This is a genomic window from Massilia sp. MP_M2 (assembly GCF_039123635.1).
Taxonomy (GTDB): domain Bacteria; phylum Pseudomonadota; class Gammaproteobacteria; order Burkholderiales; family Burkholderiaceae_D; genus Telluria.
In genome coordinates this window covers 138611-156906 of record NZ_JBCHJF010000004.1, presented here as the reverse complement: position 1 = coordinate 156906, position 18296 = coordinate 138611, and the positions used below count along the sequence as shown (strand labels likewise).

Sequence of the window (18296 nt, the reverse complement as noted above, 5' to 3'; positions counted from 1 at the left end):
GTGTAGCAAAACTACAAAAATATTCGGATTCAATTGACTCCGTTAAACGGCGGGAACAGAATCTGTTGGCCAAAAGTGTCCGCTCAGAGACCATGGCAACCATTTACGTAGTTTATCTACGTGGTCAGCATTGCGTTCGTCGATGTCTTGACAGACTGAAACATATCAATTCCACCGGAGGAGACAAAATGAAGAAAAGCATCATCGCCATGCTTGCCACCAGCGTTGTGGCACTGAGTAACCCGGCCCTCGCCGCCACCCCGCCTGCCCAGTCGGGCAATAGTTCTGCCGTGCTGCTGCAGGGTTTCCACTGGAACTCGTCGAGCGCCAGGAGCCCGAACTGGTACAACACCTTGCAGGGCAATGTGGGCGAGCTGAAAACCATGGGCTTTAGCCATGTCTGGTTCCCGCCGCCGTCCGATTCGGCGGCCTCGCAGGGCTATCTGCCGCGCCAGCTGAACAACCTGAATTCGGCCTATGGCAGCTCGGCCGAGCTGACCAACGTCGTGCGGGCCTTCACCAACAGTGGCATCAAGGCGGTGGCCGACGTCGTCGTCAACCACCGCGTCGGCACCACCGGCTGGTCGGATTTCACCAATCCCAACTGGACCGTGTATTCGATCGTCAACAACGACGAGTGCAACTGCGGCCTGGGCAGCGCCGATACGGCGCTCGGCTTCAATGGCGGGCGCGACCTGGACCACCGCAACGTCGGCGAAGTCCAGAACGGCATCACCACGTGGCTGAACTACACGCTCAAACCGGTGGGCTTTACCGGCATGCGGGTGGACTATGTGCGCGGCTTCAGCCCCAGTTACGTCGGGCAGTATGCCAATGCCTTCAACGCCGAATTCTGCGTCGGCGAGCTGTGGAACGACCTGAACCTGAACAACGTCGATGCGCACCGCCAGGAAATCATGAACTGGATTAACGGGACGAGTAACAGCTGCGGCGCGTTCGACTTCACCACCAAGGGCCTGCTCAATGACGCGCTGGCCAACGGCAATTACTGGCGCCTGAAGGATGCTTCCGGCAAGCCGCAGGGCGCCATCGGCTGGTGGCCGGCGATGGCAGTGACGTTCGTCGACAACCACGATACCGGGCCGTCGGAAAGCTGCGGCAACGGCCAGAACCACTGGGCGGTGCCATGCGGCGCGGTGATGCAGGGCTACGCCTATGTGCTGAGCCACCCGGGCATTCCAACCGTGTACTACCCGCACATCTACAACTGGGGCCTGAAGACGCCGATCGCCGCGCTGATGGCGGCGCGCCGGGCAGCCGGTGTGACCTCGACGTCGCCAGTGGCGATCCAGCAGGCGGCGCAGGGACTGTACGCGGCAGTCGTCACGGGCAACACGCGCCAGCTCGCGATGAAGATCGGGCCAAACGCCTGGAGCCCGGCCGGCACGGGCTGGGTGCTGCAGACGTCGGGCAGCAATTACGCGGTGTGGATGAAGTAAGGATCCGCTGTGTGTGACGTACCGGCTGCCGGCCACGGCGGCCGGTCGTCGACGTGCTGCGGCTGGGCGCCGCTACAATGGCTCCATGTCCATCGCATCTGCTTGTGTTCCTGTTCCACCGCTCACCGGCCTCGCGCCCGTGATCGACGTTACTACCCGCATTCTCGTGCTGGGCAGTTTTCCGGGCGCCGCGTCGCTGGCGGCTGGGCAGTATTATGCGCATCCGCGCAATCTACTGTGGCCGATCCTGTCGCACCTGACGGGCGAAGACCTGGCCGGCTTGCCCTACGACGAGCGCCTGCCGCGCCTTTTGGCGCACGGCATCGGCTTGTGGGATGTGCTGGGTGCCTGCGAGCGCAAAGGCAGTCTCGATTCCGCCATCCGCGCACCGGCCGCGAACGATTTCGCGCGGCTGCGCGAGCGTTGTCCGCTGCTTGAAACTGTCGGCTTCAATGGCAAGACGGCGGGCAAGTTTGCACAGCAATTTGCCGACGCCGGCTATCGGACGGTCCTGCTGCCATCGACCTCGCCCGCGTATGCGGCGATGCCGTTCGCGCAAAAGCTGCTGGCCTGGCAGCGCTTGCTGGCGGACTGACGGCGCTGAGTCGTTCCACGCGGGGGAGCGTGCAGATTGTGTCGCTTATTTGCGCCATGCTGTCTTGCTACGCCTGGTTGCTGCGGCATCTGTCAGGCGGCTGCGCAGGAAGGCGCGCACGTCGTCGGCCGCGTGGCCCTGGCTCTCCGCCAACATCTCTGCTCTGGCGTCACGAGCGTGTGCAACGAAGGCAGCACGCTTCTCGACCGCATGGACGGCTTGCCGGATTGCGTCGACCATGAATGCATGCGGTCTGATGCCAAGCACGTGCGCAGCATCGATCGCGCGCTGCTTGAGTTCATCGGGAAGTCTCGGTGAGATCGTTGACATGGGATTGTGCCTCGTTTGTGCGCGCCGTTTTACCGGATATGCGTCCCGGTCCCCGCCGCGATCTTCCGCAGATACGCGAGCTTCGCCGCATACACTTCGCGCATGTCCTGGCGCGTGCTGTGATCGACCGCCAGCGCGATCTGTTCACGTGCCTCGCGCACGTGCCCCAGCTGCAGATGGGCCACGCCCAGCCAGAACCGGAACTCGTCGTTGTAGGGCGCGCGCCGCACCTCGCGCGCGAAGTGGGCCACTGCATCGTCATACCGGCCGGCCTTCAGCGCGACCGTGCCCAGATCAAAATAGTGGTATGACGGCGTCGGATCGACCGCCGCGATGCGCGTGGCCAGCGCCGCCGCTTCCAGCGGCCGGCCGAGCGCCACCAGCACCGGCTGCAGGTTGCGCAGCACCGAGAGGTTTTCGGGTTCGCGCACCAGCGCCGCCTGGAACGCACGCTCGGCCAGCGCCGCTTCGCCATGGCGCTGGTAGATCACGCCCAGCGTGTTGAGCGTGCTCGCCATGCCGGGCCGCGCCAGTACGGCCGCGCGCGCCCACCAGTAGGCGTCGTCGCGCCGGCCCTGCACCAGCGCCTCGGCGGCGCGGTTGTTCAGGAAGAGGGCGACGATGTCGTCTTCTTCGAGCTCGCGCGTGCGCAGGCGCGCGGCCTCGTCGCGCGGGATGAAATCGACGACCAGCACGCGCTGCGGGTGGTAGCCGCGCGGCGCGTCGGCCGGGCGTTCGCCCAGGTTGACGTTGATGTGAGAACTGGACAGGTACAGGCCCGCAGTGCGGCTCCAGGTGTTGTCGACGTCCACGCTCTGGAACCGCACCGGCATGCCGAGCTCCTTGGCAAAGGCGGCGGTCATGATCACCAGCGACAGGCAGTTGCCCATGCGCGCGGCGTAGGTCTGGCTGGCGGTGCGGGTGATGGTCGATTCGTACTCGAGCTTGAGGTCGGACTTGCTGTAGAGCGCATCGACCAGGCCGTGCTGCATGCCCTTGACGCGCAGGCGCGACGTGAATGCGCTGCTGTTGAGGTATGTGCGCATCGCGGGGCTGAGCGCGAACAGGTCGTGCGCGCCGATGGGTTCTGACGGTGGCGCGAAGCGCGCATCGGCAAACAATGCCGCTGGTGGGGCAGGTGAAGGATCGAGGCTGGCGCAGCCGGCCAGCAACATGGACAACGACAGCCAAACGAGCGACAGCCAACCGAACAAGACCCCGCGCATGGCGCCTCCTGCAAACGAGCGTACCGACAAGGCAGTATCCGCTCCCTTGCGGGCGAAGTCAAAGCTCAGTCTTCGTGAAACGCTTCCAGCAGTTCGTCCATGATCTCGGCGGTTTCTTCGTCGGACATTCCCAGATACGCGCAGGCGGCGACGCCGCCCTTGTTCCATTCGTTCGACTCGGCGTGGCCCTGGTAGCGGCAGATCGCGTTCTCGGCCAGCAGCGACAGCGCGATCAGCGAGCGTACCGGTCCCGCAGTGGCGGCATCGTCGATCACGGCGTAGTCGTGATGGTGCAGGATGGCCCAGGCCACGTTGTCGGACAGCCCCCAGTTGCGGGCCAGCAGGCAGCCCATCGCGGCGTGGCTGGTCGAGTGGCGCTCGTTCTCGAGATCCGTGAACGGGCGGTGGGCTTCCATCGACGCCGCGCCATAGGTCACGTCGTAATCCTTGAAGCGGTCCATCAGCAGCGGCACGCCGGTGTCGCAGAACAGGCCGAACGTGTGCGCCACGTCGGCCTCGCCCATGCGCAGGCGGCGGGTCAGGAACACCATTGCATGCGCGCGGCGGGTCGAGAGGTCCCAGAAGTTGGCCAGCGCGGCGCTGTTGACGGGAATTGCCTGGCGCGCCAGCAGTCCGGTCATCAGGGCCGCCACCTGGTTAATCCCCAGGAACAGGATGGCCTGCTCGATCGACTTGGCCTTGCGCCGGCCGCCATAGACGGCCGAATTGGCCAGCTTGAGCAGGGCGCCGGACATGCCGACGTCGCTGGCCACAATCCTGCCGATGGCGTCGGGCGATGGATCGTCAGCCGCCAGCTCGCGCTGCAGGTCGGCGAGCAGGCTCGGCCGCGGCGGAATGCGGATCGACTTGATCAGGGCATCGACCTGGTCGGTTTGGGGGGCGTACTCGACGACGGTATTCATGAAATGGCGGGGCGCGAGAGAGTATCTCGGACGTTGCGGGGGAGCGTGTCACTATACGCGAGCCGACCAAATATTGCAGCAAGGCAATGTACAAATCGACTGGTTCATGTGGCAATTCCACCATAGCGCCAAGGCACTGACGTGCGCGCTAGAATCGTCGCATGGCCATTTCGACAATTGCAGGAATTGATTTTTCAGCCGATGCCGCCACCGTGGCGCGTCAGCTGATCGGCGTGACGGTGCTGCTCGATGGCGTTGGCGGGCGCATCGTCGAGACCGAGGCGTATGACCGCGAAGACCCGGCCTCGCATGCGTTTGCCGGCGAGACCGAGCGCAATGCTTCGATGTTCGGCCCGCCCGCGCATGCCTACGTCTACCGCTCGTATGGCATTCACTGGTGCCTGAACTTCGTGTGCCGCCACGCAGGGCATGGCGCCGGGGTATTGATTCGCGCGCTGGAACCGGTGGCGGGACTGGACATCATGCGCGCGCGCCGCGCTGCGCTTGATGAGCGCGCGCTGTGTTCCGGGCCGGGCAAATTGTGTCAGGCGCTGGGCGTGACGCGTGCGCACGATGGGATGGCGCTGGCGGGTGCGTCGTTTGCCTTGCTGCCGGCAGCGCCGGGACTGGTCGTCGTGGAGGGCGCGCGCATCGGCATCTCGAAGGCGGTCGACGTGCCGTGGCGTTTCGGCCTGGCCGGCTCGCGTTTTCTGAGCCGGCCAATTCGTCGCTAAGCGGACCCGCGGCGGCGCGCTGTCGCTGGCGGCAGGGCCGGCACCGGCTTCGCGCGCATCGTGCTGACGCGGCTGCGCCGCTCGGCCACGCCCTGGAAGCCTGCCGCCAGCGTGTCCTCGGGTTGCGCGTCCACCTCTTCTACCTCGCTGTTGTCCGGCGCGATGCGGAAGATCGCGACGGCCCTGGCCAGGTTGACGGTCTGCTCGTGCAGGCTTTCGGCCGCCGCTGCGGCTTGTTCGACCAGCGCCGCATTCTGCTGCGTCATGCTGTCCATCTGCCCGACCGCGCGATTGACGTCGGCGATGCCGTCGGCCTGCTCGGTGCTGGCAATGCTGATGCGGCCGATGATGTCGTTCACCTGGCGCACCGACGAGACGATGTCGCCCATGCTGGCGCCGGCTTCGCTGACCGACGCGTTGCCCCGGTCGATGATGCTGACCGAGTCCGCGATCAGGCCCTTGATTTCCTTGGCCGCTGCCGCCGAGCGCTGCGCCAGCGTGCGCACTTCGGACGCCACCACGGCAAAGCCGCGCCCCTGTTCCCCGGCGCGCGCCGCTTCCACCGCGGCATTCAGCGCCAGGATATTGGTCTGAAACGAGATGCCGTCGATGACGCCGATGATCTCGACGATCTTGCGCGAGCTGGCCTGGATCGATTCCATCGTCGTCACCGCGCCTTGTACCGCCTGGCCGCCGCGCGCGGCCAGCTGCGCCGCTTCGGCTGCGAGCTCGGACGCCTGGCGCGCATTGCTGGCGTTGTCCTTGACCGCCATGGTCAAGGTCTCCATCGTGCTGGCCGTCTGCTCGAGCGAGCTGGCCTGCATCTCGGTGCGGCTCGACAGGTCCATATTGCCGGTGGCGATTTCCTGCGACGCCGTGTCGATCGAGCGCACCGCCGTCATCACGCTGCGCAGCGCGGCATTCAGGCGCGCGATCGTGTGATCCAGCGCGCGACCGGTGTCGGCAATTTCGTCGCGGCCCTGCGCGCCCACCGGCGGGGCATCGAGCCGGCCTTCGGCCAGTTCGCCCACCGAATGCGCGATCGAATGGATCCCGGCCAGCATGGCGCGCCGCACCAGCATCGTCACCGCCAGCGACAGCGCGATCGACAGCAGCACCAGGCCCGCCATGGTGCCACCGAGCGTGCGAAATTCGGCCCTGGCGGCGGCGTAGGCTTCCTGGTTCATGGTCTTTTCGATCTGCGCCAGTTGCGTCAGCGCGGCGTCGAGCGCGCCGAACTGCTGCTCGGCCTTCTGCATCGCATTGGTGGCGATCGACTGGTCCACGGCCGCCATCTCGATTGTTTCGCCGATCGCCTTGCGATAGCGTGCCAGCGCCGCCTGCGATGCCTCGACCGGTGCGCGTTCTTCGCGCTCGGCGGCGTGCGCGAACTTGCCCAGTTTGTCGCCGATGGCGGCGTGCCGGCGGCCGATGTCGGTCGTCAGCGCGCTCAAGCGGTTCTGGGCGAAGCTGCCGTTGGTCCAGGCCAGCAACTGGTAGGCGCTGGCGTGGGCGAAACGCGCCTCGCCGGCGACGTCGGCCACCGCCTGCAGGCGCGCCGCGCGCACCTGCACCATGTGTTCCAGCGAAGCGTTCTGGCGCACCATGCCGTAATAGGCGGCGCCCGACAGCATGGTCAGCAGCACGAGCACGAGGCCCGGGGCCAGCAGCAGTTTCTGGCCGATCCGCAGTTTGTTCAGCATGGGTTACTCCACAAAAAAAGCTGCCATCGCGGGCAGGGCGACGGCAGCGACAACAGGGGATGCGCGAGGCCGGCGCAGGCTCATTTCTTGTAGATGCCCGCTTCGAGCACCACGCCGTCGACCAGCAGGATGTAGGTGGTCTTGGGCTCGATCTTGCCGGTGGTCGGATTCTTGTACTGGTAATCGACCCAGCCCTTGCCCTTGGCGGCGGCCAGTTCGATGATCTCGCGCCGGTACTTCTTGCCGTTCGCATCGGGCACGTCGGTCAGGTCCTTGCCGACGATCGACGGGTTGTACGGGTGGGCCAGCACGATGCCGGTCTTGACGTCGCGCAGGTCGATGTACAACGGGCCCTGGACGAATTCAGGGTCCTTGGCGTTGATGCGTTTCATCATTTCATTCTTGCCCTTGGCCTTGATCAGGGCCGCGCCGCGCTCGGCCATGGCGATGGCGTCCTTCTCGGTCGGTTCATTGGCCAGGGCGGCGGTCGATGCCAGCCCCAGGCACAGGGCGGCGGCAGTGGCAGTGGCGATCAGTTTCATGGTGGTGTGTCCTTTCGCGTTAAATGCATCAGAAATATTGCTTAAGTGCATTCACTACTCTAGCGGCGCGTGCCCGTGCCGGATTGCGCGCGCACAAGGCCTTGGAAATCGCCCGGCCGACGTTGCGCCGATGCCGCACTTTTTCCTACAGCAGCCCGTGATTGTCCTATTCATGTTGTCAGACACCGTCTCATTGATTGATGGCAATTGCTGTCCGTTCGGTCTCCCTAAGATGGGTTCTTTCCGGCAATCCGCCGGCTTTCCCTTCGTCTTCTTCTGGAGATCTTCGTGAACACGACTGCAACGACGCCTACCAAGTTCAAGCCCTTCACGCGCCAGTCGATCGTGACCGCGCGCCAATGGGCGTGGCTCACGCCCGAGCTGCAGGAAGCCGTGCAGGTGGTCTCGCACGTGCTGCCGTTTCGCACCAATGCGTATGTGATGGATACGCTGATCGACTGGTCGCGCGTGCCGGATGATCCGATCTACCGGCTGACGTTCCCGCACCGCGACATGCTGCCTGGCCCTGAATACGAGCAGCTGCGCGAGCTGGTGCTGGTCAGGAAGGACGACGCCGCGATCGCGCGCCTGGTACACGCGATCAGAATGCGCATGAACCCGCACCCGGCCGGCCAGATGACGCACAACGTGCCGCGCGTGAACGATGCGCCGCTCAAGGGCTTGCAGCACAAGTACAAGGAAACGGTGCTGTTCTTCCCGAGCGCCGGCCAGACCTGCCACGCCTATTGCACCTTTTGCTTCCGCTGGCCGCAGTTCGTTGGCATGGACGACCTGAAGTTCGATGCGCGCGAGTGCGGCGAACTGGTGGACTACCTGAAGGTGCACACGGAGGTCACCGACGTCCTGATCACCGGGGGTGACCCGATGATCATGAATACGCGTTCGCTGGCCGAATTTCTCGAGCCGCTCCTGATTCCCGAGCTGGACCACATCCAGAACATCCGCATCGGCACCAAGGCGGTCGCGTACTGGCCGCAGCGCTTCGTGTCGGACAAGGACAGCGACGATCTGATGCGCCTGTTCGAGAAGGTGGTCGCCAGCGGCAAGAACCTGGCCATCATGGGCCACTACAACCACGCAGTCGAACTGCGCGCACCGATCGCGCAGCAGGCGGTCAAGCGCATCGTCGGCACCGGCGCCACGCTGCGCATGCAGGGCCCGCTGATCCGCCACATCAACGAAGACCCGAAAAGCTGGGCCGAGCTGTGGACCACGGGCGTGCGCCTGGGCGCGATTCCGTACTATATGTTCGTCGAGCGCGACACCGGCCCGCGCGATTACTTCGCACTGCCGCTGGCGCGCGCCCACGAGATCTTCCAGGAAGCCTATTCGATGGTCTCTGGTCTGTCGCGCACCGTGCGCGGACCGTCGATGAGCGCCTTTCCCGGCAAGGTCGTGATCGACGGCGTGGTCACCATCAATGGTGAAAAGCTGTTCGCGCTGCAGTTTTTGCAGGCCCGCAATCCAGAATGGGTGCGGCGGCCATTCTTTGCCAAATACGATGCCAAGGCGACCTGGCTCGATCACCTGAAACCGGCGTTCGGGCGCGATCATTTCTTCTTCGAGACGGAAAGCGGCGGACCGCTGCGGGGCGCCGGCGGACGCGTGATCCCGCTGGTGCCGGCCGGCCAGCGTGGCCACGCCCAGCCCGACGCAGCGTAACCGTACGACGCTCAGCGAGAGCCCGCGCCATGCAGCCCGCCGCCACCTCCATTGCACCTGCTCCGGCGCGCCTGTCCGGCCTGGCGGTGTTCGTGTACGTGTTCGTGCCGTTCGCGCTTGGGCATTACCTGTCTTCGCTGCTGCGCAACGTGAACGCGGTGCTGGCATCGCAACTGGCGAGCGCGCTCGCGCTCACGCCGGCCCAACTGGGGCTGCTCACCAGCGCGTTCTTCTTTGCGTTCGCGCTGGTCCAGCTGCCGGTCGGGATGGCGCTGGACCGCTACGGGCCACGCCGGGTGCAGGTCACGATGCTGCTGGTGGCGTCCTGTGGCGCGGTGCTGTTCGCGCGCGGCGGGGGCTTCTGGAGCCTGCTGGTGGCGCGCGCCGTCATGGGGTGCGGCCTGGGTGGCTGCTTTATGGCGGCGGTCAAGGCCTTGTCGACCTGGATCGCACCAAGCCGGCTGCCGTCGGTGCACGGCTACCTGATCGCCGTGGGCGGCATGGGAGCGGCCAGCGCCACGATGCCGGTGCGCGCGATGCTCGAGTACACCGACTGGCGCGGCCTGTTCCTGCTGCTGGCCGCACTGGTCGCCTGCACGGGCCTGCTGATTGCGCTGCTGTACCCGAAGCCTGACGACGCGGTGCCCGGCCACGGCCCCATATCACCGGCGTTGCAGGTGCTACCGGCGCTGCGCGAGGTCTGGCGTGCGCCCGGTTTTCGCGCGGTCGTGGCGCTGGTGCTGGCGCCGCACGCGGTGTTCTTCGGTGTGCAGGGCCTGTGGATCGGGCGCTGGCTGGCCGACGTGGCGCTGTACCCGGAAGACGCCGTCGCCTACCTGCTGTACCTGGGCATGGCGGCGGTGGTGTTCGGCGCCATCGCGGTGGGGATGATCACCGAGTGGGCCGGGCGGCGCGGCATGCCGCCACTCGATGTGGCGGCGGCCGGCATCACGATGTTCGTGTTGATTCAGGCGGCGTTCGTGATCGGCTACCGGCCCAGCTTTCCGTGGCTGTCGGTGATGTTCACGCTGGCGGGCACCGTAACCGGCATCGACTACGCGATCGTGGCCCAGTCGATGCCACGGGCCCTGACCGGCCGCGCCGCCACGTTCCTGAACCTCTTGATCTTCATCGGCGCCTTCCTGGTGCAGGCCGGGTTCGGCGTGGTGATCGGGTTGTGGCAGCCCGACCTGCTGGGCCACGCGCCCGCCGCCGCCTACCGCTGTGCATTCGCGCTGCTGGTGCTGATCCAGGTGCCAGGGTTGTGGCAGTATGCACGCCGCCGCAGTGGGGCGCTGTCGCGCACCACCTGATATTGCTTGGGCGTAACGAACATGGTTTAGTGTTTTGTCAATATAATATTTCCCCACTATGTATTTTTTGGGGAATTCCATGCGACATCATCTTCCGCGCCTGTGCGCCGGCGCCACCATCCTGTTGCTGGCCGCCTGCGGCGACAAGTCGACGCTGCCGCAAGGCGCCGACGTCGGGCCGCAGCCCGAGCTCAAGGCGCCCAACAAGACCCTGATCCCGACCGTCAACATCGCCAAGGCCACCGGCTGGCCCGCGGGCGTGATGCCCACGGCGGCGGCCGGCCTGGAAGTGAACGCCTTCGCCACGGCGCTCGACCATCCGCGCTGGGTGTACGTGCTGCCCAACGGCGACGTGCTGGTGGCCGAATCGAATGCCCCGGCCAAGCCGGACGCCGGCGGGATTCGCAACTGGATACAGGGCAAGGTGATGGCCCGCGCTGGCGCCGGCGTGCCGAGCGCGAACCGCATCACGCTGCTGCGCGATGCCGATGGTGACGGCGTGGCCGAGCTGAAAACCGTCTTCCTGAAGAATCTGCATTCGCCGTTCGGCATGGCGCTGGTGGGCGACATGCTGTACGTGGCCAATGCCGATGCCATCGTGCGCTTCAACTACAAGGAAGGCGCCACCGAGATCACGGAGGCGGCGCAGCCGGTCGCGCCGCTGCCGGGCGGGCTGAACCACCACTGGACCAAGAACATCATCGCTAGCCAGGATGGCAAGAAGCTCTACGCCACGGTCGGCTCGAACAGCAACGTCGCCGAGAATGGCATGGACGCCGAAAAGAACCGCGCCGCGATCCTCGAAGTGGACCTCGCCAGCGGCGCAGGTTTTGGCAAGGTTCGCGTGTTCGCGTCTGGCTTGCGCAATCCGAACGGCATGGCGTGGAATCCGGACACGGGCGCGCTGTGGACGGTCGTCAACGAGCGCGATGAAATCGGCAGCGACCTGGTGCCCGACTACCTGACGTCGGTGAAAGAGGGCGGCTTCTATGGCTGGCCGTACAGCTACTACGGCAAGAACATCGACGCGCGCGTCAAGCCGCAGCGCCCGGACCTGGTGGACAAGGCGATCGTCCCCGACTACGCGCTGGGCGCACACGTGGCCGCGCTGGGCCTGACGTTCTATGAAGGCACGCTCCTGCCGACCCAGTACCGCAACGGCGCGATCATCGGCAACCACGGTTCCTGGAACCGCAAGCCGCGCTCGGGCTACAACGTCGTGTTCATTCCGTTCAGGGATGGCATGCCGAACGGGAAGCCAGTCGACATCCTCAGTGACTTCGTCAACAAGGATGGCGAGGCGCAGGGGCGGCCGGTGGGCGTCGCCGTGGACAAGAAAGGCGCGGTGCTGGTGGCTGACGATGTTGGCAACGTGATCTGGCGGGTGGTGCCGGACGCCGGCTGATTGCCAGTTGATCGCCAGTTCGTAGGGTGGACGGCTTCGCCGCCCACGCGGTGATGGTTGGCGGCCAGATCATCCGGCACGAGACGGGAAACGCTGTCGATCACCGCGTGGAAGGCGAAGCCTTCCACCCTACCGATGCCAGATCCTCAAGCGCAGCCTGTGACCAGCAGCACCGGAATCCCGGTCCACGCCACCGCCACCACGGCCAGCACCGCGCTGGCCGCACCCACGTAATCCACGAACTCGTCGGATCCCTGGCGCAGGCGCTTGCCGGCCAGGGCGCCGACCCACACGCACGCCGCCATCGACAGCAGCGTCGCGCCGCCCAGCAGCCACGGGTTAGGACCCGCAGCGCGCAGCGCGCCCGGCGTGCACTGGCTCGCCGCGACGATGTACGCAAACGCGAAGTGCGCGCCCCAGATCAGCAGGGGCAGCGAGGCGCGCGTGGCGCGCGAAAAGAAATGGTCGCTCATCGCATCACTCCATCACCAGCAGCAGGCCGCGGATCACCAGGAAGCCGGTGAGGCCCTGCAGCGTCACGTAATGCCAGATCAGCGCGATATTGTCGCGTGTGGCGCGGTTCTCCGGGACGATCATGCCGCGCCAGGCACGCACGCACAGGTAAGGGGCGGCCAGCAGCAGCACGAACAGCATGAGGCCCTGGAAGCCGAGCAGGATCGAGATCGACGCGCTCCATGTATCGCGGGTGCCGTCCAGGTTCACGAGGCGCCAGCTGTAGACGTCGACGCCGAAGGCAGCGGCAGTGAAGGCCAGCGCCACGATCAGCACCCACGGCGTGAGCTTGTTCGACACCCGGTCGCTGAGCCACACCAGCGCGGAGCCGCCCAGCAGCAGGCCGGCCGACAGCATTGTCCATGCCCAAGCCGGCAGCGATGCGCCTGGCGGTGGGCAGATCTGCAGCCGCATCGACGTGTGGATGTAGACGTAGGCGAACGAGCAGTAGATCAGGAACAGCACGATCAGCATGATGAACGTGCCCCACCACGAGTGCGACGCCGTGCCGCGCGCGCCGATCGGCAGCGTGATGCCGCCGCCGATGTCGGCCTCGCGCATCGGCACCTTCTGGTCCGACTGCCACAGCCAGGCGATGATCGAGCCGATGGCGATCACGCCGCAGATGGTCGCCAGCAGGTTGGCCTTGACGGTCAGCAGCAGGAAGAAGCCGGCGGTGCCGAAGGCGCCCAGCACGGTCAGCCAGCTGTCGCCCGGCAGGATCATCAGGTAGGTTGGTTTGGCGCTGACCGGGCTGGTGGCGATGGTTTCGCGGCGGCCGGTGACGGTGTTGGGCAGGTAGTGGCGGCCTTCGGCGACTTCCTTCGACAGCGTCGGCTGGTCCCACAGTGGATCGTCCGACGTGATGATTGGGATGCTGCGGTTGCCGTAGTCTTCCGACGGCAGCCACTCGAGCGTGGCCGCATTCCACGGATTGCCCACCTCCTTGGTCGGACGGCGCAGCGTGCGCGTGGCGTCGACGATCATGAGCAGGATGCCAAGGGCAAACGTGAACGAGCCCAGGGTCGAGATCATGTTCAGGGCATCCCAGCCCATCTCGCTCGAATACGTGTAGACGCGGCGCGGCATGCCGAACAGGCCGGTGATGTGCATCGGGAAGAAGCTGATGTTGAAGCCCCCGAACAGCAGCCAGAAGGTCCATTTCGACAGGCGCTCGGACATCGTGTTGCCGTTGATGAGCGGGATCCAGTAGTAGATTGCGGCAAACACCGGGAACACCATGCCGCCGATGAGCACATAGTGCAGGTGGGCCACGATGAAGTAGGTGTCGTGCACCTGCCAGTCGAACGGGATCACGGCCACCATCACGCCGGTCAGGCCACCGAGCACGAAGATGAACATGAAGCCGAGCATGAACAGCGTCGGCGCATTCATTTTGATGCGGCCGCTCCACAGCGTGGCGATCCAGCCGAACACCTGGATGCCGGTGGGGATCGCCACGGCCATGCTGGCCGCCGAGATCAGGCTCATTTCAATGACGCCCAGGCCGGCCGTGAACATGTGGTGCGCCCACAGGCCGAAGCTGAAGATGCCCACGCCGACCAGCGCGACGACAATCGCGCGGCGGCCCACCAGGCGATTGCCGGCAATCGTCGGGATCATCGTCGAGATCATGCCGGCGGCCGGCAGGAAGATGATGTAGACCTCGGGGTGGCCGAAGAACCAGAACAGGTGCTGCCAGATGATCGGGTCGCCGCCGCGTTCGGGGTCGAAGATCGGCAGGTTCAGCGCGCGCTCGAGTTCGAGCAGCGCCGTGCCGGCAATCACTGCCGGGAAGGCGATGATGATCATCACGCCCACGACCAGCATGGCCCACGCATACACCGGCATGCGGCGGAGCAGCATGCCCGGCGCGCGGGTGAACAGGATGCCGACGATCAGTTCGATGGCACCGGCAATGGCGGAAATCTCGATGAAGCCGATCCCCAGCAGCCAGAAGTCGGCGTTCAGGCCGGGCGAATACTTCATGCCCGTCAGTGGTGGGTACATGAACCAGCCGCCGTCCGGCGCCAGGCCCCAGAACAGCGTGCAGAAGAAGGCCAGGCCACCGAAGGCGTAGCACCAGAACGCATACGCGGACAATCGGGGGAACGGTAAATCGCGCGCCCCCAGCATATTGGGCAGCAGGTAGACCGCGATCGCCTCGACGATCGGGATCGCGAACAGGAACATCATCACGGTGCCGTGCATCGTGAAGATCTGGTTGTAGGTGCCGGCCGAGACCAGGTCGTTGTCCGGTACCGACAGCTGCACCCGCATGATCAGGGCCAGGATGCCGGCCAGGATGAAGAACAGGATCGCCGTGCCGATGTACAGCAGGCCGATATTGGTGTTGTTGACCGATTTGAAGAAACCCAGGCCAGTCGGGGTTTTCCACACGGCGTTGAGTTTCTCCAGCTCCTCTGGCGGGCGGGGGGCGGAGTTGGGCAGGGTTGCGTCGCGCGTCATTTCAGGTGCTCGAGGTAGGTGGCCAGTGCGCGCAGGGTCTCGCCGTCCAGGTCCGGGGAAGGCGGCATGAAGACGCCCGTTTTGAGGGCTTGCGGGTCGGCGATCCAGCCGGCCAGCGTACCGCGGTGATTGCGCAGCGTGCCGGCGGCGATGTGGCGGCGGCTGCCGATGTGCGTCAGGTCGGGGCCCAGGCGCGGCGCATCGGCAATCCGGTTTTCATCCAGGTGCGGCGCGACATCGGTCACGCCGCGGATCGTGTGGCAGGTCTGGCACTGCTGCGCAAGGAAGGCGTCGCGGCCGCGCTGCAGCACCGTGGTGTCGGCCGGCACGGCTAGCTGGGCCTGGCGCGCGAGCCAGGCGTCGAATTCGGGACGCGGCAGGGCGATCACGTGAAACGCCATGCGGGCATGCTGCTCGCCGCAGTATTCGGCGCACTGGCCGCGGTAGGTGCCCGGCTTGTCGGCGCGCAGGTTCAGGCCCGTCACGCGGCCCGGGATCATGTCGCGCTTGCCCGCCAGCGACGGCACCCACAGGCTGTGGATCACGTCCGACGCGGTCAAGCCCAGGTACACCGATTCGCCGACCGGTATATAGATTTCGTTGGCGCTGATGATCTCGCGGTTGCTGGCCGGGTCGCGGTAGCGCACTTCCCACCACCACATCTTGCCGGTCACGGAGATGCTCAATGCCTTGTGCGAGGTTTGCGGCACCAGTTGCGCGGTGCGCCAGGTGCTCCAGGTGAGCAGCGCAGTGAGCACGATCACCGGGAACGCGATGCCGGCGCCCAGGATCCAGACACCGGGCGTGATCGGGCGCGCCTGGCGCCGCATGGCCAGTGCGAGCAGCCCCATGACGATGGCGAAGATCACCGCGCCGCCGACGAACAGGACCCACGTGAACTGGTAGATGATGGCCGCGTCGGCGCCGGCCGGATGCATGACGGACTGGATGTCGCTTATTGGCGTCATATTATTTGAGCGAATACATGAAAGCGGCCATGTGGCGCGCTTCGTCGTCGCTGATGCCGAGCGCCGGCATCAGGGTGCCGGGTTTCACGGCGGGAGCATTTTGCAGGAAGCGGATCATGTTCTCGGGCTGGTTCGGAATGCTGCCGGCGATGTAACTCATGCGGCCCATGGACTGCAGTGACGGACCGGCATCGCCGTTCGGACCTTGTACTTCGGGGATGAAGTGGCAGGCGGCGCACTGGTACTGCTGCACCAGCAAACGACCGCGTTCGGGGTCGCCCCCGGCAACGCGCGAGGCGGGTTCTTCCTTTGCGCAGCCGCTGGCCAGGGCAGCGCAGACGAGCAGGGCACCGCTACTCAGACCGCTACTCAGACCGCTACTCAGACCGCTACTCAGACCGCTACTCAGACCGCTACTCAGGCCGCTATTCAGGCGCGCTCTCAGCACAGGAAGCAAGCGTTGGTGTTGACGAGATGGGTTGCGCACGGTTGATTTTTCGTGAAAAAGCGATGGCTTTTATAATACAAGGAAAGTAGATGTCATTTTTTCAACTGGACGCCCTAGGCTATGCTATCTAATCGCGCACGACTTATTGTCAAGACCATGGTGCTGACCCTGTTCGGCGCAGGCGCGATTGGGGCGGTCGGTGGCCTGATCGTGCTGCGCGGGGGCTTCTATGACCTGAGCGCGATCACGCAGCATTACGCGCTGGTCTATACGGTCTTGGGCGAGGGCATGCAGTACTCGGTGCAGAACCATGCGCGCGAGGTCGTGGTGCCGCCCAATCTGAACACGCCCGAACGCCTGCAGCGCGGCGCGCTCGTCTACCAGGCCAATTGCGTGCAATGCCATGGTGGGCCAGGCGTGGCGCCCAGCACGATCGGCATGAGCATGCAGCCGGCCCCGGGCCCGTTGGTGGATGCGGATGTCAACTGGAAGACGCGCGAGCTGTACTGGATTACCCGCAACGGCATCAAGATGAGCGGCATGCCCGCCTGGGAATACCACCTGAGCGAACCGGATATGTGGGCGGTGGTGGCGTTCGTGGGCGCCATGCCGGGCATGACCAGCCAGGACTTCAAACGCATGACGGCGGGCGGTGCGGTCCCACCGCATGTCGAACAGACAGCAACCGGCCGCGCACAGCAGGGTCAGGAAGGCCAGCCATGAAATCCACGATCACCGTCATCCTTGGCTTGTCCGCGCTGCTGGCCGGCTGCGCCCCGAAGCTTGCGCCCGGCCTCGTGGGCGACCCGGCACGCGGCAAGATCGCCGCCGCGCAATACGCCTGCCATTCATGTCACGTGGTGCCGGGGGTGCCCGGGTCCGACGTCCGTGTGGGCCGGCCACTCGACGCGCTCGCGCAGCAGCGCTACATCGCGGGCAAGCTGCCCAATACCCAGGCCAACCTGGTGCGCTGGATCCGCGACCCGCAGGCGATCGATCCGGGCAACGCGATGCCGAACATGGGCGTGAGCGAGCGCGATGCGATCGACATCAGCGCCTACCTGCTGAGCCACTAACGCATTCATTGACACCATTCGTTGGTATCATTCGCGTTTTTCTACAGGAATGACATCATGAGACTGGTGCGCTATGGCCGTCCGGGCAAGGAAAAGCCGGGCCTGTTCGATGAAGAGGGGCGCCTGCGCGGCCTGTCCGGGATCATCGACGACATCGATCCGTCGCAGCTGTCCGACAAGGCGCTGCGCAAACTCGCCAAACTCGACCAGAAAACGCTGCCGCTCGTGCGCGGCAATCCACGCCTGGGCGTGCCGGTCAAGGGCATCGGCAAATTCATCGGCGTGGGCATGAACTACCTGGACCACGTGCGCGAAACGGGCGCCCAGGTGCCGACCGAACCGATCTTCTTCACCAAGGCGATCAGCGCCCTGAATGGCCCGGACGATCCGATCCAGCTGCCGAAAGGCTCGAAGAAAACCGACTGGGAAGTCGAACTCGGCGTGATCATCGGCACGCGCGCCCAGTACGTGAGCGAAGAAGACGCACTCAAGTTCGTGGCCGGGTATTGCGTGGTGAATGATGTGACTGAGCGCGCCTATCAGTTCGAGATGGGCTCGCAGTGGGACAAGGGCAAAGGCTGCGATACCTTCGGCCCGGTCGGCCCGTTTCTCGTCACGCGCGACGAGATCCTCGACGTGCAGGACCTCGACCTGTACCTGGAACTGAACGGCAAGCGCATGCAGACCGGGAACACGGCCAGCATGATCTTCAGCGTCGCGCAGCTCGTGAGCTACGTGTCGCGCTTCATGACGCTCGAACCGGGCGACATCATCACCACCGGCACGCCGCCGGGCGTGGGCATGGGCCGCACGCCACAGCGCTTCCTCAAGAAGGGCGACCAGCTGCGCCTGGGCATCGCCGGTCTCGGCGAGCAGCAGGCGGACGTCGTGGCGTATCCGAAGTAAGC

18 protein-coding genes are annotated in these 18296 nt (G+C 65.4%); 9 read left to right on the top strand and 9 right to left on the bottom strand.

Going from position 1 to position 18296, the window contains the following annotated elements:
• The first annotated feature begins 188 nt into the window (after positions 1 to 188).
• Together RCH14_RS11035 and RCH14_RS11030 are read left to right on the top strand one after the other, a co-directional pair.
• Positions 189 to 1460: a glucan 1,4-alpha-maltotetraohydrolase domain-containing protein gene (locus RCH14_RS11035; RefSeq protein ID WP_343026164.1), complete on the top strand. Its 1272-nt coding sequence runs from the start codon at positions 189 to 191 to the stop codon at positions 1458 to 1460.
• An 85-nt stretch (positions 1461 to 1545) separates the two neighbouring features.
• On the top strand, positions 1546 to 2055 hold the full coding sequence (locus tag RCH14_RS11030; RefSeq protein ID WP_343026163.1) for a DNA-deoxyinosine glycosylase: 510 nt from the start codon (positions 1546 to 1548) through the stop codon (positions 2053 to 2055).
• Positions 2056 to 2100: 45 nt separating this feature from the next.
• On the opposite strand, the gene RCH14_RS11025 is transcribed toward RCH14_RS11030, so the two are convergent.
• The 3 genes from RCH14_RS11025 to RCH14_RS11015 all read right to left on the bottom strand — a co-directional run bounded on the left by RCH14_RS11025 (position 2101) and on the right by RCH14_RS11015 (position 4534).
• A complete protein-coding gene (locus RCH14_RS11025) occupies positions 2101 to 2385 on the bottom strand; it encodes a hypothetical protein (RefSeq protein WP_343026162.1) in 285 nt (94 codons plus the stop codon).
• Between the two features lie 29 nt (positions 2386 to 2414).
• Positions 2415 to 3611 (bottom strand): tetratricopeptide repeat protein, encoded by a 1197-nt coding sequence (locus tag RCH14_RS11020; protein ID WP_343026161.1) that lies wholly within the window; start codon positions 3609 to 3611, stop codon positions 2415 to 2417.
• Between the two features lie 65 nt (positions 3612 to 3676).
• The gene (locus RCH14_RS11015; RefSeq protein WP_343026160.1) at positions 3677 to 4534 is read right to left on the bottom strand and encodes an HDOD domain-containing protein; all 858 of its coding nucleotides are present in this window, start codon (positions 4532 to 4534) and stop codon (positions 3677 to 3679) included.
• Between the two features lie 161 nt (positions 4535 to 4695).
• Between RCH14_RS11015 and RCH14_RS11010 the strand changes: the two genes are divergently transcribed.
• Positions 4696 to 5268 (top strand): DNA-3-methyladenine glycosylase, encoded by a 573-nt coding sequence (locus tag RCH14_RS11010; RefSeq protein ID WP_343026159.1) that lies wholly within the window; start codon positions 4696 to 4698, stop codon positions 5266 to 5268.
• Here RCH14_RS11010 and RCH14_RS11005 read toward each other — a convergent pair.
• Positions 5265 to 6971 carry a methyl-accepting chemotaxis protein gene (locus RCH14_RS11005; RefSeq protein WP_343026158.1) on the bottom strand — a complete coding sequence of 569 codons (1707 nt, stop codon included), beginning with the start codon at positions 6969 to 6971 and terminating at the stop codon, positions 5265 to 5267. The genes RCH14_RS11010 and RCH14_RS11005 overlap by 4 nt on opposite strands.
• 80 nt (positions 6972 to 7051) lie before the next feature.
• Positions 7052 to 7513, bottom strand: coding sequence for a cache domain-containing protein (locus RCH14_RS11000; protein ID WP_343026157.1), 462 nt, complete (start codon positions 7511 to 7513; stop codon positions 7052 to 7054).
• Positions 7514 to 7801: 288 nt separating this feature from the next.
• Here RCH14_RS11000 and RCH14_RS10995 point away from each other — a divergent pair, with 288 nt between their 5' ends.
• The 3 genes from RCH14_RS10995 to RCH14_RS10985 all read left to right on the top strand — a co-directional run bounded on the left by RCH14_RS10995 (position 7802) and on the right by RCH14_RS10985 (position 11914).
• Positions 7802 to 9196, top strand: coding sequence for a lysine 2,3-aminomutase (locus RCH14_RS10995; protein WP_343026156.1), 1395 nt, complete (start codon positions 7802 to 7804; stop codon positions 9194 to 9196).
• Positions 9197 to 9225: 29 nt separating this feature from the next.
• Positions 9226 to 10509 (top strand): MFS transporter, encoded by a 1284-nt coding sequence (locus tag RCH14_RS10990; RefSeq protein WP_343026155.1) that lies wholly within the window; start codon positions 9226 to 9228, stop codon positions 10507 to 10509.
• 79 nt (positions 10510 to 10588) lie between these two features.
• Positions 10589 to 11914: a sorbosone dehydrogenase family protein gene (locus tag RCH14_RS10985; RefSeq protein ID WP_343026154.1), complete on the top strand. Its 1326-nt coding sequence runs from the start codon at positions 10589 to 10591 to the stop codon at positions 11912 to 11914.
• Positions 11915 to 12060: 146 nt separating this feature from the next.
• Here RCH14_RS10985 and RCH14_RS10980 read toward each other — a convergent pair whose 3' ends face one another.
• Genes RCH14_RS10980 through RCH14_RS10965 form a run of 4 tightly spaced genes read right to left on the bottom strand, consistent with a single transcriptional unit; the run spans position 12061 to position 16312 of the window.
• Entirely contained in the window at positions 12061 to 12387 is a 327-nt protein-coding gene (locus tag RCH14_RS10980; RefSeq protein ID WP_183556231.1) for a hypothetical protein, read from the bottom strand.
• 4 nt (positions 12388 to 12391) lie between these two features.
• The gene (gene ctaD, locus RCH14_RS10975; protein ID WP_343026153.1) at positions 12392 to 14896 is read right to left on the bottom strand and encodes a cytochrome c oxidase subunit I; all 2505 of its coding nucleotides are present in this window, start codon (positions 14894 to 14896) and stop codon (positions 12392 to 12394) included.
• Complete coding sequence (gene coxB, locus RCH14_RS10970) at positions 14893 to 15864, bottom strand: cytochrome c oxidase subunit II (RefSeq protein ID WP_343026152.1); 972 nt, start codon at positions 15862 to 15864, stop codon at positions 14893 to 14895. The genes ctaD and coxB overlap by 4 nt, the downstream gene beginning before the upstream one ends.
• Before the next feature lies 1 nt (position 15865).
• On the bottom strand, positions 15866 to 16312 hold the full coding sequence (locus RCH14_RS10965) for a c-type cytochrome (RefSeq protein ID WP_343026428.1): 447 nt from the start codon (positions 16310 to 16312) through the stop codon (positions 15866 to 15868).
• A gap of 120 nt (positions 16313 to 16432) precedes the next feature.
• Between RCH14_RS10965 and RCH14_RS10960 the strand changes: the two genes are divergently transcribed.
• The 3 genes from RCH14_RS10960 to RCH14_RS10950 are packed head-to-tail and all read left to right on the top strand — an operon-like array spanning position 16433 to position 18294.
• Positions 16433 to 17035 carry a cytochrome c gene (locus RCH14_RS10960; protein ID WP_343026151.1) on the top strand — a complete coding sequence of 201 codons (603 nt, stop codon included), beginning with the start codon at positions 16433 to 16435 and terminating at the stop codon, positions 17033 to 17035.
• Positions 17032 to 17388, top strand: coding sequence for a cytochrome c (locus tag RCH14_RS10955; RefSeq protein WP_343026150.1), 357 nt, complete (start codon positions 17032 to 17034; stop codon positions 17386 to 17388). Before RCH14_RS10960 ends, RCH14_RS10955 begins: the two co-directional genes overlap by 4 nt.
• A gap of 57 nt (positions 17389 to 17445) precedes the next feature.
• Positions 17446 to 18294: a fumarylacetoacetate hydrolase family protein gene (locus tag RCH14_RS10950; protein WP_343026149.1), complete on the top strand. Its 849-nt coding sequence runs from the start codon at positions 17446 to 17448 to the stop codon at positions 18292 to 18294.
• Positions 18295 to 18296 lie beyond the last annotated feature (2 nt).